Here is a 15179-nt window from a genome sequence, read left to right as displayed (position 1 = left end):
ATACTTCCTCCCATTCTAGTTATTCGTCAGGGTAAACCATTTCTTCATTTCCATCGCTCGAAGCTTTGCTGACTCTCACAGCTATCACTTTAAATCCTGGCATTTTGCAGGAAGGATCCAGATCATCGGAAACTAATTTGTTTACATTTTGTGTTCCAACCCAATGAAAAGGAACAAACACTGTATCTTTTCTTATTTTCATAGACCATTTGCATCTAACCTTTATATGGCCTGTTTTGGATTCAACTTTTACTACAGAATGGTCTTCGAGCTGATATTTTTTCGCTGTATGCGGATGAATTTCCATGAAAGATTCAAAGTTCCTCGCGACTAAAGTGGAGCTTTTTCTTGTCTGCTCACCTGTAAGATATTGAGACATCACTCGCCCCGTCGTTAATAATAAAGGGTACTTTTTACTTTGAGATTGTTTTGGAACACGAGGGAGATTGCTAATAGCGGCCATCTTTGCCCTTCCATCTTTGTGTGCAAAAGAGTCTTCGAATAACCTTTCCGTCCCCCTATGTTCTACACTTGGACATGGCCATAATATCCCGTCTTCCTTTCTCAATTTCTCATAAGTTATCCCAAAGTAATCCGCTTTACCGCCACGGCTGGCCACTCTTAATTCCTCAAAGATTTCTTCTGCTGTAGTGAAGGAAAAGTAATCTCCTTTTCCAAGAACCTTAGCCATGTCACAAATGATTTGCCAATCATGCTTTACGTTACCTGGTAGGGGGCGGTTCGCTTCTCTAAGGGTTACCCTTCCTTCAACATTGGTCATAGTCCCCTGATCCTCTAAGTATGAAGAAGCAGGCAGGATTAAATCAGCCAATTTCGCAGTCTCAGAGATAAACATATCGACCACAATAAGGGACTTAAGGTTCTTCAATGCTTTTTCTACAAAATTTGCATTTGGATGAGAAACAACCGGATTAGAACACATTATAAACATCCCGGAAATTGTTCCTTCATAGGCTTTCTCGAACATCTCGTAGGCCGATACCCCTTTGCCGGGCAAGTCCTTTTCCTCTACTCCCCAGACTTTGGAAATATAAGCACGGTCCTCCTCTTTTTCAATGGATCGGTAACCAGGGAGCTGATCCGCCTTTTGCCCGTGCTCCCTGGCTCCCTGACCGTTCCCTTGTCCAGTAATTGCCCCATATCCCGAGTTAGCCTTGCCTATTTTCCCTGTCGCTAATAAAATATTTAAAAAGCCACGAACAGCCGCTGTACCATCCGTTTGTTGTTCTATGCCTCTGGCAGTAAAAATCATACCTGATTCTTCTTGACCAAAAATGCTGGCCGCCTGGTATAATTCCTCTTTTGATAGATCAGTTATTGATTCAATTTCTTCTATTTCGATAGAAGAAAGGTACTCTCTAACTTCTTCAAACCCATTCACACGTTTTTGGATGAATGATTGATCAATCATTTGTTCTTCGATTAATATTTTCAATAGTCCATTGGCCAAAGCTGCATCTGTACCTGGTTTATTTTTTAAGTGCAAATCAGCAGCTTTAGTTGTTGCCGTTTCACGAGGATCTATGGCAATGATAAAAGCGCCATTCTCTTTCGCCTTTTCAAAATACGGCATGGCCGTTGGTTGACACTCCGCAAGATTAGTTCCAGCAAGTATGATACAGCGTGTATAGGGAACCTCTTGCAAGGTGTTCGTGAATCCCCGATCCATTCCGAAGGTTTGATTCGCACCAGTGGCTGCGGAAGCCATACACAAACGGCCATTATAATCAATATGTTTTGTCTTTAAAGCGACCCGAGCAAATTTACCTAATAAATAGGCTTCCTCGTTCGTGAGAGAGGCGCTTCCGTATACTGATAATGCATCTAAACCATCCTCCCTCTGAATGGCAGTATATTTTTCTCTGATATGTCCCAGGGCCTTCTTCCATGTTATGGGTACAAACTCCCCGTCCACCTTCAACATCGGTTGTTTTATCCGTTCATGGTGTAAGGCATGCTGATGAGCACTCATACCTTTTATGCAAAGTCGCCCGTTTGTTGTGGGATTGTCCTTACCGACCGTTTTGTAATTTCTCCTCGAAACAACCCTTTGTTCAATCAGTTGCATTTTGCACTGCATACTGCAAAATGGGCATTGGGTATCGTAAACTTTCTGTGATTGTACCTCTTGCTGCTTAGTCCGAAAGTATTTTAGCATTAATTCAGTCAAACGGCTTCACCCTTCCATCTAAACTATTTTTACGTACAATCTTCATTGAACGAATAAACTTTTGGTTAATTTATGTTTCCTTTGGATTACATGTTGGTCTAAATTTTGAAGGAAATGGTTAAGGAGCTCTTCATCTAATAGCGCTTCTCTTATGTGAACCACCCCTATTCGATTCACCCATCGCCATACGGGTTCAAGATAATTAGCAGACTCCCTGTAATACTCGATAAATCCACGAATGATCTCGCTAGCTTTCTTATCCATACCAACTACATATAGCAATTCACCTGCCTGGGCATGTTTGTCGCCACTTCCTCCAACATAAATCTCCCACCCCTGATTCATCCTTATGACTCCAATATCTTTGGTTATAGAATCTACTCCTTTATGCAAGCAGGGGGATATCCCGACTTTGATTCGATTCGGCAGCCTTAAATAAGATGTTTTTCGTTCTATTTCTTCCGACAATCTTAGGGAAGGATCTTGATCGCAAAGACAGCTATATTCTCCAATGCCCGTATTCGTAACATGAACCATATTTTCATTAAAAGAACGGAGGGGCATGTCAAGAGCAGCCCAAACCCCCTCTAACTCTTCCTCTCTTACCCCTAAAATATGAACATTTTGGTCACTGGAAATAGCGACCTTGGTCCTGGGGTATTTTTCCACCACTTTTGAAATTTTTATATACTGATCCCCGTCAAGCACTCCTCCATAAAACTGGGGGGTAACAGCATATGTGCCGTCTTTTTGAAGAGTTGCATTCATCCGTTCATTAAGAAAAGAATGTTCATTTTCCATCTCATACTCTGTAAAAATGATGCCCAAATAAAACTCCAATGCAGGACGGCAAGTGGAGCATCCTTTTTCAAATTTCCAATCAAGCGCATCCATGACCTCTTGTAATGTAGAAAGGTGGTTCAGCTGTATTTGCCTAACAATCTCATCTTCATCTAAAGATGTGCAATGACACAAGGATGACCTTTGTTCTGCCCCTTCGTTAAAATGCTCACTATGAATATAATCGAGCAGGTCTGAAACGGCAGACTTGCATCCTCCACATGAGCTGGAAGCTTTCGTACAGTTTTTCACCTCTTCAATGGTTGTCAATTCGTCCTGCTGGACAGTATGAATGATTGTCCTCTTAGAAACACTATTGCATGTACAAATATTTTCACTAACCGGTAAGGAAGCAACAAAAGAATCACTCGGATTTGGGGATTCCAACAAGGAAGCTTTATCCTTATCAGCTATCACCCTTTGCTTCACGATCGAATCTAAGAGACTTGGTCCCAAACGTGTATCCCCGAAGAGCACAGCACCGATGACTTTGTTCCCTCGAAAAACCACTTTTTTGTAAACAGCATCCCATTCATTTTGATAATGTATCGTTTTAGAGGTTCGGTCCTCTATAAACTGGCCAACAGAAAAAACATCAATACCAGATATTTTTAACTGCGTAGAAAGAACGGTGCCACGGTAGCCGGAGGGATTATTTCCACATAGATGCTGGGCTAATACTTCCCCTTGCTCATACAGTGGTTTAACTAACCCATAGACCATTCCTTCATGCTCCGCACACTCTCCAACAGCATAAATATCCCTAGACCGTGTAGCCAGAAAATCATCAACCAGAATGCCCTTGTTCGTTTCAATCTTGCTTTTTTGTGCCAACTTAATATTCGGCCTTACTCCAACAGCCATGACAACGAGATCAGTTTCCACATAATCCCCATCTTTAAAACGAATCCCTTCTACGCGTTTCCCTCCAACTATTTCCTCTGTATCTTTTTCAAATAAAAAATGCATCCCTTGGTTCTCCAATTCCGTTTGAAGCATCAACGAGGCTTCTTGATCGAGTTGTTTTTCCATTAGAAACCGAGATTTGTGGACCACATCTACCTCCATCCCAATATTTAATAAACCTCTGGCTGCTTCCAGGCCTAAAAGTCCTCCACCAATGACTACTGCCTTCTTATGCTTTTTTGATACCTCCACCATTCGGTGACAGTCTTCTATTGTACGAAAGGACATCACCCCTTCTCTATCTGATCCAGGGAGTGGTAAAATTATAGGTGACGAGCCAGTGGCTATAATCAATTTGTCATAGGATACTTCTCTCAATTTGTCAGTTTTGACACACTTATGATCCTTGTCTATTTCCGTTACCGTTTCCCCGGAGAAAAGTTGTATATTATTTTCTTCATACCAACTTTTTGGATGGATCACTATATCGTCAAACGAAGTTTCCCCTTGCAAGACAGAAGAGAGCATAATTCGACTATAATTTGAATGTGGCTCTCTCCCAAAAATAGTGATTTTAAAGAGATTTGCATTTTCATTCAGAATGTTTTGCACGCAACGTACGCCAGCCATTCCGTTTCCAATGACCACTAGTTTTTGCTTTCCCATTTTTAAACCTCCAGCAGTTGTAAAGCTTTAAAAGCAGCATATATTGAATGAAAATATTGCTATTAGATTCAAAGTTTAACATTACCATTTCTATATATCACACACTATGTAAGGAAACCTAACAAAGTTTTTCAGTGAAAAAGAAGTTCGTGTTACTGAAGGGAATAGAATCTATGGATAAAAAAGACCCCCCAAGAGTGCTTTCAACTCATGGGAGGTTCTTTCGATTCTAGTTATAAAATAAATGAAGCTCGTCATGATCCAGCCCCTGAAATGAAAAGACGCAATCCCTTATAAGGGATTGCGTCTATATACATAATTCTCCAACTTTAGCACCTATCTTTATTCTCCATCATAATTGCTTTCGGGTAACGTATCCCAAAAAGAAGTGTCTGCAGATTCAATAGAACCGTCAGCTAACGCATTTAATGAAGCTTTCATAGCTGTAACGGCTTGTTGAATCAAATAACCATTACTCTTTTGCCCTAACACATAATCTTCTCGATAATGATCAGCCATGCCTCTCATTTCTAGTAAAAGCGTAGAAATTCCGTACTCGGCAGCCAACCCATTTCTGCTGATCGTTTGCGCACTTCCTCCAGGATATTTAGATAAAAGACCATAGCCTTTGGACTGTACAGCATTATATACGACAGCTCCCAGTTTTTTCGATTGTTCCCGGACTACTGAATCTACCTCATCATTTGTAGGATACAGAATGGAACCTGAGACAAGCTCTCCCGTATCCCCCAAAGTAGTTTGGGTACCCTGATGATGGAGGTCGATCATATAATCTGGTTGATACTTCTGTAAAACATTTTCATGCAACGCTTTGGTTTCAGGTTGATTGCGGTCCACATGATCGCGGTTTAAATCGACCTCGTTCGCATTATAGCGGGTGTGAGTCCCCGAGACGTAATCCTCCAAGGAAAAATTCACGTCCCCTTCAGCTCCATCAACATTAAGCCTTGGTGCTATCAAGACATTCACATTTTCAAGTATTTCTTTTACATTTTTTCCGTTTGAGGACAAGTATTTAATGACTTCCAGCGCACCTTCTGTCGTTAACGTTTCATTACCATGCTGCTGAGTGAGGAACAAAATGGTAGGGTTGTCTTCATTCATACCGAATTTAGCTAAGTATAGATCCCTTTTTTTAACAGATTCGCCATACACCTCTAGCTGGAGGGCTTCTGAACGCTGATCCAATTTTTCTAAGTAACTGACCATTTCTTCGTATGAGTGCAGACGTTCATTTTTTATCGTTTCATTGCCATTATAATTCGGTCCATTCGGGCCGTTGTCCCCTGCCAAAATTGTTCCGGTTCCCGCATAAAATGATCCAAAAGTGAATAGAGCTCCAGTTACTGCTGCCGTTAATAGTTTCTTCTTCAAAGTCATCCTCCTAAATAATAGATTATATACTAAATTCTGACACCATATGAAAAAACCTCCTATCTATTAAAAAAATGATCCGAAATAACCAGCCTCCGTACGTCGTACAGCACTCTCGGATTTATACGGAACAAATGAGTGAAGGCAGCTTAAGCGCGCACTAAATAGTTGCACGCAAATTCAAAAGACTATATAAAGGAGAACAACCAAAAGAAGCTGGCTAATAAAGCCCCTAAGAAGCAAACAGCGGTTACCATCCTAAGTGACACAAACAGCTCCGTTCACTGGAAAAATCCGTAGTCGCTAAGTTCCTTCTCTTTTATAACAAAAAAGATAGAGGTAAAATACTCTTCATAGGTCCCTTTCATCTAATTGTAATTCTATTAAATAAACGTAAAATCTACTAAATGAGCTAGAGTCCAAACTTCTTTAACCTGTACTGTAAGCTTTGTCTGCTAATGCCAAGAATTTTTGCAGCCCTTGTGATATTATGGCCGTTATTTTTAAGAACTCGTTGAATATACATTTTTTCAACCTTTGTCATTTTCTCATGTAGCGTTTGATTGCTTTCAGAGAGATCTCCCTCATCCCCCTGAACCAATGGTTCTTCCTCTGCTTGGTATCTACTACGAAACCTTCCTGGTAGGTTTTGAATGGTTATAACATCTTCCCCCATAATTAGATTCATTGTTCCTTCGATTGTATGTTCCAGTTCCCTTACATTTCCCGGCCAATTATGTTGTTGAAGCAATGTTTTGACTCCTTCGCTTATCCCTTTTACATCCATATTAAACAAAGTACTATATTTATCGATAAAGGCCTGAGTCAGTAACAAAATGTCTTCCTTTCTTTCACGAAGTGGCGGAATAAACAAGGTGACTACACTAAGTCGATAGTACAAGTCCTTCCTTAATCGGTTGTTCGCAACCGCGTCAAGGGGATCCTCATTAATGGTAGCGATGATACGAACATCTACCTCTTTATCTTTCGTATCCCCAACTCTTCTAATCGATTTATCTTGAATGACTCTTAAAAGTTTTGCCTGAAGCGAAGGTTCTAAAGAGTTGATTTCGTCTAACAGCAGTGTGCCTCCATCCGCTTGTTCAAACAGACCAGGTCGATCTACCGCCCCTGTAAATGCCCCCTTTTTTGTACCAAACAATAAACTTTCCATTAAGCCGTCTGGAATGGCTGCACAGTTTTGGGAGATAAAAGGTGCCCTTGATCGATTACTGCCATTATGGATACTCTGAGCAAATAACTCTTTTCCTGTACCTGTCTCCCCAACTACCAGCACAGAGGAAGATGTCCTAGTCGCTCTTTTCGCCTCATCCACAACCGTCTCCATCAACTGGCTTCGGCCAATAATCGTATCAAACGTAATTTTCCCATTTTGCTTATTGAGCATGTTTTCCTTCATTACTCTTTCCAATTGGGTCACATCTTTCGCGATTTCAATGGCCCCGGTAATTCTCCCCTCTTCCTTAATAGGAAAGGAATGATTAATTGTGGTAATTTCTTTCCCTTTATTATTAAAATACGTTTGTTTGATGTTTTTGGTCGTTTTCCCCGTTTTTAATGCTTTAACAAGCGTACTATTTTGACTTTCTCTGAACATAAAGACATCCAGTAGATTTTTGTCGAGCACATCCTCGCTGGCCATTGCTTCAATCTCCATCATTTTTTTGTTGTAAATGATCGTCTTTCCCTTTTCATTTATCACGTGAATTCCGACATCCACTTCATTAAGTAACTTTTCATATAACTGATTCATTCTGGTCAATGACTGGATATCTCCTGCGTTCTTATTCACCATTCTGTCACACCCTTATAATCTCGCTATGTTTATATTAATAGAATAACAGCCTAACCGCAAAAAAATTAAGCGGTTGTTTCAACCATTTTTCTATTATCCGCAAAATTATTTTTCGAATGTCGTTTTCTTTTTTATATAAAGGCTCTAAAACAAAGTTTTTTAAGTTGGCATAAATCTTGCATATAAAGAGGTGAAAGCAAAAAAGGAGGAATAAAATGAATACAACAATGAAATCAAATGAGATTATAAGTCAAACGGAACAATATGGAGCAAATAACTACCACCCCCTTCCCATCGTTATTTCAGAAGCTGAGGGCGTCTGGGTTAAGGACCCCGAAGGAAACACCTATATGGATATGTTAAGTGCCTATTCTGCTGTAAACCAAGGTCATAGACATCCTAAGATTATTGAAGCGTTAACAGCACAGGCAAACCGTGTGACCTTAACTTCACGCGCCTTCCATAATGACCAACTTGCGCCATTTTACAAAAAAGTATCCGAGTTGACCGGAAAAGACATGGTCCTTCCAATGAACACAGGTGCTGAAGCTGTTGAAACAGCGGTAAAAGCAGTACGGCGCTGGGCTTATGATAAGAAAGGAGTTTCCGAAAACAAAGCTGAGATCATTGCTTGTGAAGGCAACTTCCACGGCAGAACGATGACAGCCGTTTCCCTATCGTCTGAATCGGGCGGGAAACGCAGTTACGGGCCAGTCCTGCCAGGTATAAAGCTGATTCCTTATGGAGATATCGATGCTTTAAAAAAGGCCATCACACCAAATACTGCCGGCTTTTTACTCGAACCGATCCAGGGGGAAGCAGGAATTGTCATCCCACCAGAAGGATTCCTAAAAGAGGCCTATGAAGTATGTAAGAACGAGAATGTCCTATTTGTAGCCGATGAAATTCAGTCAGGTCTAGCTCGCTCCGGAAAAATGTTTGCCTGTGATTGGGAAGGTGTGAAGCCAGACATGTATATTCTTGGTAAGGCACTTGGAGGCGGTGTGATGCCCATTTCCTGCGTTGCCGCAAATGAAGATATTTTAGGAGTCTTCACCCCAGGGTCACACGGTTCTACTTTCGGCGGAAACCCGCTCGCAAGTGCTGTAGCTATAGCTTCATTAGATGTGATTGAAGAGGAAAAATTAGCCGGTCGTTCTCTTCAGCTTGGGCACTATTTTAAAGAGAAACTTAAGAAAATCGATAACCCAATGATTAAAGAAGTTCGCGGGAAAGGCTTGTTTGTCGGTGTCGAATTACATGAACATGCGCGCCCATACTGTGAAAAATTAAAAGAAGAAGGATTGCTTTGTAAAGAGACTCACGAAAATGTTATCCGTTTTGCCCCTCCACTGGTGATTAAGGAAAAAGATCTTGAATGGGCGATTGAAAAGATTACTAGTGTCCTATCAAAATAACGAGGATGACTTCTATAATCCCATGGAGGTATAAAAATGGCGGCAACCAATCTATTAAGTGCCCAACAGCGAAAACATTCTCAAGAAGAAGAGGCGATTGATCTCTTTACATCCACACAAATTGTAATAAAAGAGGCGATAGACAACTTAGGTTATCCAGCAGAAACCTTTGAATTGTTGAAAGAGCCGATGAGAATGCTCACTGTACGCATCCCTGTTCGAATGGACGATGGGAAAATTAAAATCTTCACTGGCTATCGTTCTCAACACAACGATGCCGTCGGACCCACAAAAGGGGGTGTGCGTTTCCACCCAGAGGTTAATGAAAATGAGGTAAAAGCCTTATCAATGTGGATGAGTTTAAAATGCGGGATTGCCGGTTTGCCATACGGTGGAGGCAAGGGTGGAATTATCTGTGACCCGAGAGAAATGTCTTTTCGTGAGCTTGAAGGTTTGAGCCGCGGTTACGTTCGGGCCATCAGCCAGGTAGTTGGGCCAACTAAAGATATTCCAGCTCCCGATGTTTTTACCAATTCTCAAATCATGGCTTGGATGTTGGACGAATACAGCAGGATTCGTGAATTCGATTCCCCAGGATTTATTACAGGAAAACCAGTGGTCCTAGGCGGTTCCCATGGTCGGGAAACCGCCACAGCAAGCGGTGTAACCATTTGCGTAGAAGAAGCCGCGAAGAAAAAAGGAATTCAGTTGGAAGGAGCCCAAGTAATCATCCAAGGTTTTGGGAATGCCGGCAGCTTCTTAGCTAAATTTATGCATGAGGCTGGTGCAAAGGTTGTGGGCATTTCAGATGCCCATGGTGCGATCTATCATTCAAACGGACTCGACATTGATTACTTACTCGATCGCCGTGATAGTTTCGGTACGGTCACCAATTTGTTTGATCAAACCATTACAAATAAAGAACTCCTCGAAAAAGAGTGCGATATCCTTGTCCCTGCAGCAATTTCCAATCAGATCACAATGGAAAATGCCAAAAACATAAAAGCTTCTATTATTGTAGAAGCTGCGAATGGACCAACAACCCTTGAGGCAACCAAAATATTAAGCAAGCGAGGAATCCTGCTTATCCCAGACGTCCTTGCAAGCGCAGGCGGTGTAACGGTCTCCTATTTTGAATGGGTCCAGAACAATCAAGGATACTACTGGACGGAACAAGAAGTCTCAACAAAACTGCGTCAAGTAATCGTGGATTCCTTCGAGAAGGTTTATTCGGCAGCTGCCAAACATCAAGTTGATATGCGCTTAGCCGCCTATATAATCGGAGTTCGAGAGATGGCGGAGGCCTCTCGTTTTCGGGGATGGGTGTAAGGGTTCATCTTTAATTGACCGAATTTTTTTAAAAAAGGAGAGTAATCATGAAAAAATCGCTTCAAAATGTCTATAGTCCTTGTGATGGCTTTGTCAAAAATGTTTTGGTTACCCCTTCGGCTTATGTGTATGAGTGGGAAACGTTGTTTGTCATCGAAACAAATGAAAAAAAAGAAGTTGAAGTCTCTATAGGGATTAGCGGACATATTACTTCAGTGGAAATTTCCCAGGGGCAGAACGTGACCCAAAACATGGTGTTAACAACACTAAAAGATGATTTAGAAATTACCGGAAGCGATTGATTCCAAGATATATAGGGGAGTCACCCTCTTACTCCCCTGTTTCCTTTTCTCAAAGGTCCTGTAAATTCAAAGCAAAAATGAAGGAAATTTCAGTAGGGAGAGAGTTTGTATATGAGCGATCCTGCCCAAAGTAATGAACAAAATCATTCACAAAGTTATCACACCGAACCAATAGAACGTTCTAACCGTATGGACGTTCTAAAATTTATGATTCCTTCCTTGGTTGGAATCCTCTTATTCATGATCCCTTTAAGCATCCAAGGAGAAATCACAATTCCAGTCGCCTTACTCGCGAACTGGGTCCAAAGTGCATTCGCTGGTGTGTTACCAATCTTTATAACGGTTATCCTTATGCTAACAGCTGTAATGACGGCGATTACGAAAGTGTTCAAACCCGTGTGGATCCTTGAGAAGCCCTTTTTAAAAGGCCTTTTTGGTGTATCGACGTTCTGGTTTTTGGCAAGAATAGTTGCCGCATTTTTTGCTGTTTTAACCTTTTATGAAAGCGGTCCCAAATTCATATGGTCAGGCGAGACGGGCGGTTTACTTTTTAGTGACCTTATCCCAGCCTTGTTGGCCGTATTCCTATTTGCCGGTTTACTCCTACCCCTGCTTTTGGATTTCGGACTTCTCGAATTATGCGGGGCTTTATTAACAAAAATTATAAAGCCCATTTTCACCTTACCAGGCCGATCCTCCATCGATTGTCTAGCTTCCTGGTTAGGGGATGGGACAATAGGTATCCTCCTAACCAGTAAACAATACGAAGGTGGTTTTTATACCAAAAGAGAAGCGGCGGTTATAGGAACGACCTTTTCCGTTGTCTCTATCACATTCACGATTGTTGTTTTAACATTAGTTGATCTGCAACACATGTTTTTCCAATACTACCTAACAATCGTCCTTGCAGGGTTAGCCGCTGCTCTGATCTGTCCACGGATTCCCCCCTTATCAAAAAAACCAAATCAATACTTTGAACACGCAGAAAATCATTGGGATGAAAAGATCCCAAGACACACGTCCTCATTTAAGTGGGGAATCAACCAGGCCGTTGGAAAGGCAAAAAATACAAAATGGAGGCATGTAATAAAAGGGGGCGTTCAAAACGTTCTGGATATGTGGATAGGTGTCATTCCAATTGTTATGGCAATTGGGACAATGGCGTTAATTATTGCTGAATATTCACCAGTATTTGAGTGGATTGGCGCTCCGTTTATTCCTCTCCTTCATTTGATGCAAGTTCCCGAGGCGGCTGCTGCAGCTCCAACCATGGTCGTTGGATTCGCAGATATGTTTCTTCCAGCTGTGATAGGAAGTGGCATTGAGAGTCCACTAACAAGGTTTGTCATCGCCTGCGTATCCGTTACGCAACTAATTTATATGTCTGAGGTAGGGGGTCTTCTACTTGGCTCGAAACTTCCCGTGACTTTCAAAGATCTCGTTATCATCTTTTTAGAGCGAACACTTATTACCTTACCAATTATTGTGCTTATGGCCCATTTATTCTTTTAACGCAGGCGGAACGAAAAATGTTTCTTTTTAGGACAAACTTGATGGCTCAGGAAGAATGGACATACGAATGAGAATGATGAGGCGTAATCCTACCCATGGGATTACGCCTTTTTCAAAATATTGAACCTTCCCCGATTCATACAGAGAACCATATAAGTGACCCATATGCTGAATAAAAGAAGGGCTATCAATCGTTAAATCGCCCTTCAACTCTCCTCCGCATATTCTAAAAAAATAAAAAAGCTTCCCTATCTAAAGAGAAACTTTTCCAGTTCATCATTTTTAAGAGCCATAAGGATTTAACTAAAATAACACTAAATCTTCGCAGTTTCACGGATATAATTTCGAGCTATAATCGCTTGTTCTAGAGGATTAGCTTTGGCTGGGTCTTGTTCCGCTTCAACCAGCACCCATCCTCTGTAATCGAAATTGGCCAACGTTTCAAAAATTGGCCCAAACTCTATATCTCCGTTTCCTGGAACGGTAAACATCCCTTCTTTTACACCATCAAGAAAGGCCGTCTTTTGCTGGCGGACCTGTGCTGCAACATCACCTCTAACATCTTTTAAATGGACATGTTTTATCCGGGGCAAATGCAGCTTTAATACCTCCAGAGGATCTTCGCCAGATAAATAAAGGTGCCCCGTGTCAAAAAGAAGAGAAACCTTGTCTTCATCTGTGATGTTCATCAGCTTATCAATTTCCTCTTTTGTCTGCACACCTGTACCCATGTGATGATGGAATACAATTTCCATCCCTTTCTCGTGAGCAAGCTCACCCAGAAGGTTTAAACCTTCCGCTAAAAGCTCCCATTCTTCTTCAGTGAAATGAGGCTTAGCTTCAAATAAAGGAACATCTTCTTTTTGAATACTGCGGCCCTGTTCGGATACTACAATAACCTTAGCACCCATTTCATAAAGAAAATCGCGATGTTTTATGAAAGCTTCCTCTGTCTCCTTAAAAGGGAGAGTCGTGAGAAATGAACTGAACCATGCACTGGCAATTTGCATCTGCCGTAATTCAAGCGCTTTCTTTAACTCTTGTCTATCCTTGGGATATTTATTACCTACTTCTGTCCCCTCAAATCCAGCTAGGGCCATTTCGCTGACGCACTGTTCAAAAGTATTCCAACTCCCTAATTCAGGCATATCATCGTTGGTCCAGCCGATTGGACAAATCCCCAGTTTAACCGTCTGATCTTTAAACATCTTCCATTAGCCTCCTACCCTTTAAAACGCTTACAAATTTTATGTAGAAAAAAGGGAGATCCCTCTCCCTTTTTCCGTTAACTTATACCCAGCGGGTGGTCATAACTTTTTTACGAGTAAAGAATTCTACCCCATCTTTGCCATTGGCATGTAAGTCTCCATAGAAAGAGTTTTTCCATCCGGAGAACGGGAAGAATGCCATCGGTGCTGGGACTCCAATATTGACACCGAGCATCCCTGCATCAATGGTTTCACGAAACTGACGAACACTGCCGCCATCTCTCGTAAAAATGCAGGCGCCGTTAGCAAATGGAGATTCATTCGTGACTTCTACAGCTTCATCTAAATTCTTAACACGTACAATAGAAAGCACAGGTGCAAAAATTTCATCTTGCCAGATCTTCATTTCTGTTGTTACATTATCGAAAATTGTCGGTCCGACAAAATAACCTTTTTCTTGAGAGGCCTTATCTTGGCGGCCATCTCTTATAAGCTTGGCACCTTCTTGTTCGCCCTTTTCAATATAACCGAGCGTACGTTCTTTATGTTGTTCACGAATAACTGGACCCAAGAAGACATCATCCTCAAGGCCGTTTCCGATCTTCACCTCATCCGCTTTCTTCTTAAGCTGCTCAATAAACTCATCAGCTACAGACTCTTCAACAGCAACTACGGAGGCAGCCATGCAGCGTTCTCCGGCTGAACCAAATGCTGCATTAAAAATTTGGGTGGAAGCATTGTCCAAGTTAGCGTCATTTAAAACGATTGAATGGTTTTTTGCTCCAGCAAGAGCTTGTACACGCTTCAGATTTTCTGTACCGCGTTTATATACATATTCTGCTACTGGCTGAGACCCAACAAAAGAAATAGCTGCCACCTTCTTATGATCAAGCAGTCCATTTACAACATCGTGTGCCCCATGGACGATATTAAATACGCCTTTTGGCAGTCCCGCTTCTTCTAAAAGCCCAGCTAAGCGATTGGCCAAGAGTGGTGTACGCTCAGACGGCTTCATGACAAAAGTATTTCCTGTCGCAATGGCCATAGGGAACATCCAGCATGGAACCATCATCGGGAAGTTAAATGGGGTTATTCCTCCAATAACACCGATTGGATAGCGATGCATTCCAGATTCAAGGCCTGTAGCAATCGACGGCAATTGATCGCCCATCATAAGCGTTGGGGCACCTGTCGCAAACTCAACATTTTCAATTCCCCGCTGTACTTCACCTTTGGCTTCTTTTAAATTTTTACCATTTTCAATCGTAATCAATTCTGCTAGCTCATCCCAGTGTTCAACAAGCAGTTGCTGGTATTTGAACAAGATACGCGCTCTTTTCGGTACAGGTACTTCCTTCCAATCCTGGAAAGCTGCCTTAGCAACGTTAACTGCATAATCTACATCTTCTTTTGAAGAAATAGGTACATTAGCAATGACCTCTCCTGTGGCAGGGTTATAAACCTCTTCTGTTTGATCGCTTTTCGCCTCAACCCATTCGCCGCCAATATAATTTTTTAGTGTTTTTACTTCACTTGTCACATGACTCATTTCATTTTCCTCCTTAAAAATAGTGATGAGAGTTAAATAAGATGCCT

The 15179-nt window shown here is 41.6% G+C and carries 10 protein-coding genes; 4 read left to right on the top strand and 6 right to left on the bottom strand.

The window, feature by feature from the left end:
• Window positions 1-19: 19 nt before the first annotated feature.
• The 4 genes from nasC to BLW54_RS15995 form a co-directional block, all read right to left on the bottom strand.
• On the bottom strand, window positions 20-2191 hold the full coding sequence (gene nasC, locus BLW54_RS16010; RefSeq protein ID WP_074735826.1) for an assimilatory nitrate reductase catalytic subunit NasC: 2172 nt from the start codon (window positions 2189-2191) through the stop codon (window positions 20-22).
• A gap of 42 nt (window positions 2192-2233) precedes the next feature.
• Window positions 2234-4603 carry a nitrite reductase large subunit NirB gene (nirB, locus tag BLW54_RS16005; protein ID WP_074735824.1) on the bottom strand — a complete coding sequence of 790 codons (2370 nt, stop codon included), beginning with the start codon at window positions 4601-4603 and terminating at the stop codon, window positions 2234-2236.
• Between the two features lie 342 nt (window positions 4604-4945).
• Entirely contained in the window at window positions 4946-5998 is a 1053-nt protein-coding gene (locus tag BLW54_RS16000) for a M14 family metallopeptidase (RefSeq protein ID WP_074735822.1), read from the bottom strand.
• Window positions 5999-6410: 412 nt separating this feature from the next.
• Window positions 6411-7811, bottom strand: coding sequence for a sigma-54 interaction domain-containing protein (locus BLW54_RS15995; protein WP_392387204.1), 1401 nt, complete (start codon window positions 7809-7811; stop codon window positions 6411-6413).
• Between the two features lie 218 nt (window positions 7812-8029).
• Here BLW54_RS15995 and BLW54_RS15990 point away from each other — a divergent pair, with 218 nt between their 5' ends.
• The 4 genes from BLW54_RS15990 (at window position 8030) to BLW54_RS15975 (ending at window position 12375) form a co-directional block, all read left to right on the top strand.
• Complete coding sequence (locus tag BLW54_RS15990) at window positions 8030-9232, top strand: ornithine--oxo-acid transaminase (RefSeq protein ID WP_074735820.1); 1203 nt, start codon at window positions 8030-8032, stop codon at window positions 9230-9232.
• 36 nt (window positions 9233-9268) lie between these two features.
• A complete protein-coding gene (locus tag BLW54_RS15985; protein ID WP_074735818.1) occupies window positions 9269-10561 on the top strand; it encodes a Glu/Leu/Phe/Val family dehydrogenase in 1293 nt (430 codons plus the stop codon).
• A 47-nt stretch (window positions 10562-10608) separates the two neighbouring features.
• Window positions 10609-10863: a biotin/lipoyl attachment domain-containing protein gene (locus BLW54_RS15980; RefSeq protein ID WP_074735816.1), complete on the top strand. Its 255-nt coding sequence runs from the start codon at window positions 10609-10611 to the stop codon at window positions 10861-10863.
• Window positions 10864-10974: 111 nt separating this feature from the next.
• On the top strand, window positions 10975-12375 hold the full coding sequence (locus BLW54_RS15975) for a YjiH family protein (RefSeq protein WP_074735814.1): 1401 nt from the start codon (window positions 10975-10977) through the stop codon (window positions 12373-12375).
• Between the two features lie 314 nt (window positions 12376-12689).
• Here BLW54_RS15975 and iolE read toward each other — a convergent pair whose 3' ends face one another.
• Together iolE and BLW54_RS15960 are read right to left on the bottom strand one after the other, a co-directional pair.
• Window positions 12690-13583, bottom strand: coding sequence for a myo-inosose-2 dehydratase (gene iolE / locus BLW54_RS15965; RefSeq protein ID WP_074735810.1), 894 nt, complete (start codon window positions 13581-13583; stop codon window positions 12690-12692).
• A gap of 82 nt (window positions 13584-13665) precedes the next feature.
• Window positions 13666-15132 (bottom strand): CoA-acylating methylmalonate-semialdehyde dehydrogenase, encoded by a 1467-nt coding sequence (locus tag BLW54_RS15960; protein ID WP_074735808.1) that lies wholly within the window; start codon window positions 15130-15132, stop codon window positions 13666-13668.
• Window positions 15133-15179: the final 47 nt, after the last annotated feature.

It is taken from the genome of Halobacillus karajensis (genome assembly GCF_900108515.1).
In the GTDB taxonomy this organism is placed as follows: domain Bacteria; phylum Bacillota; class Bacilli; order Bacillales; family Halobacillaceae; genus Halobacillus; species Halobacillus karajensis.
This window is presented reverse-complemented; position numbering and strand designations above follow the sequence as displayed.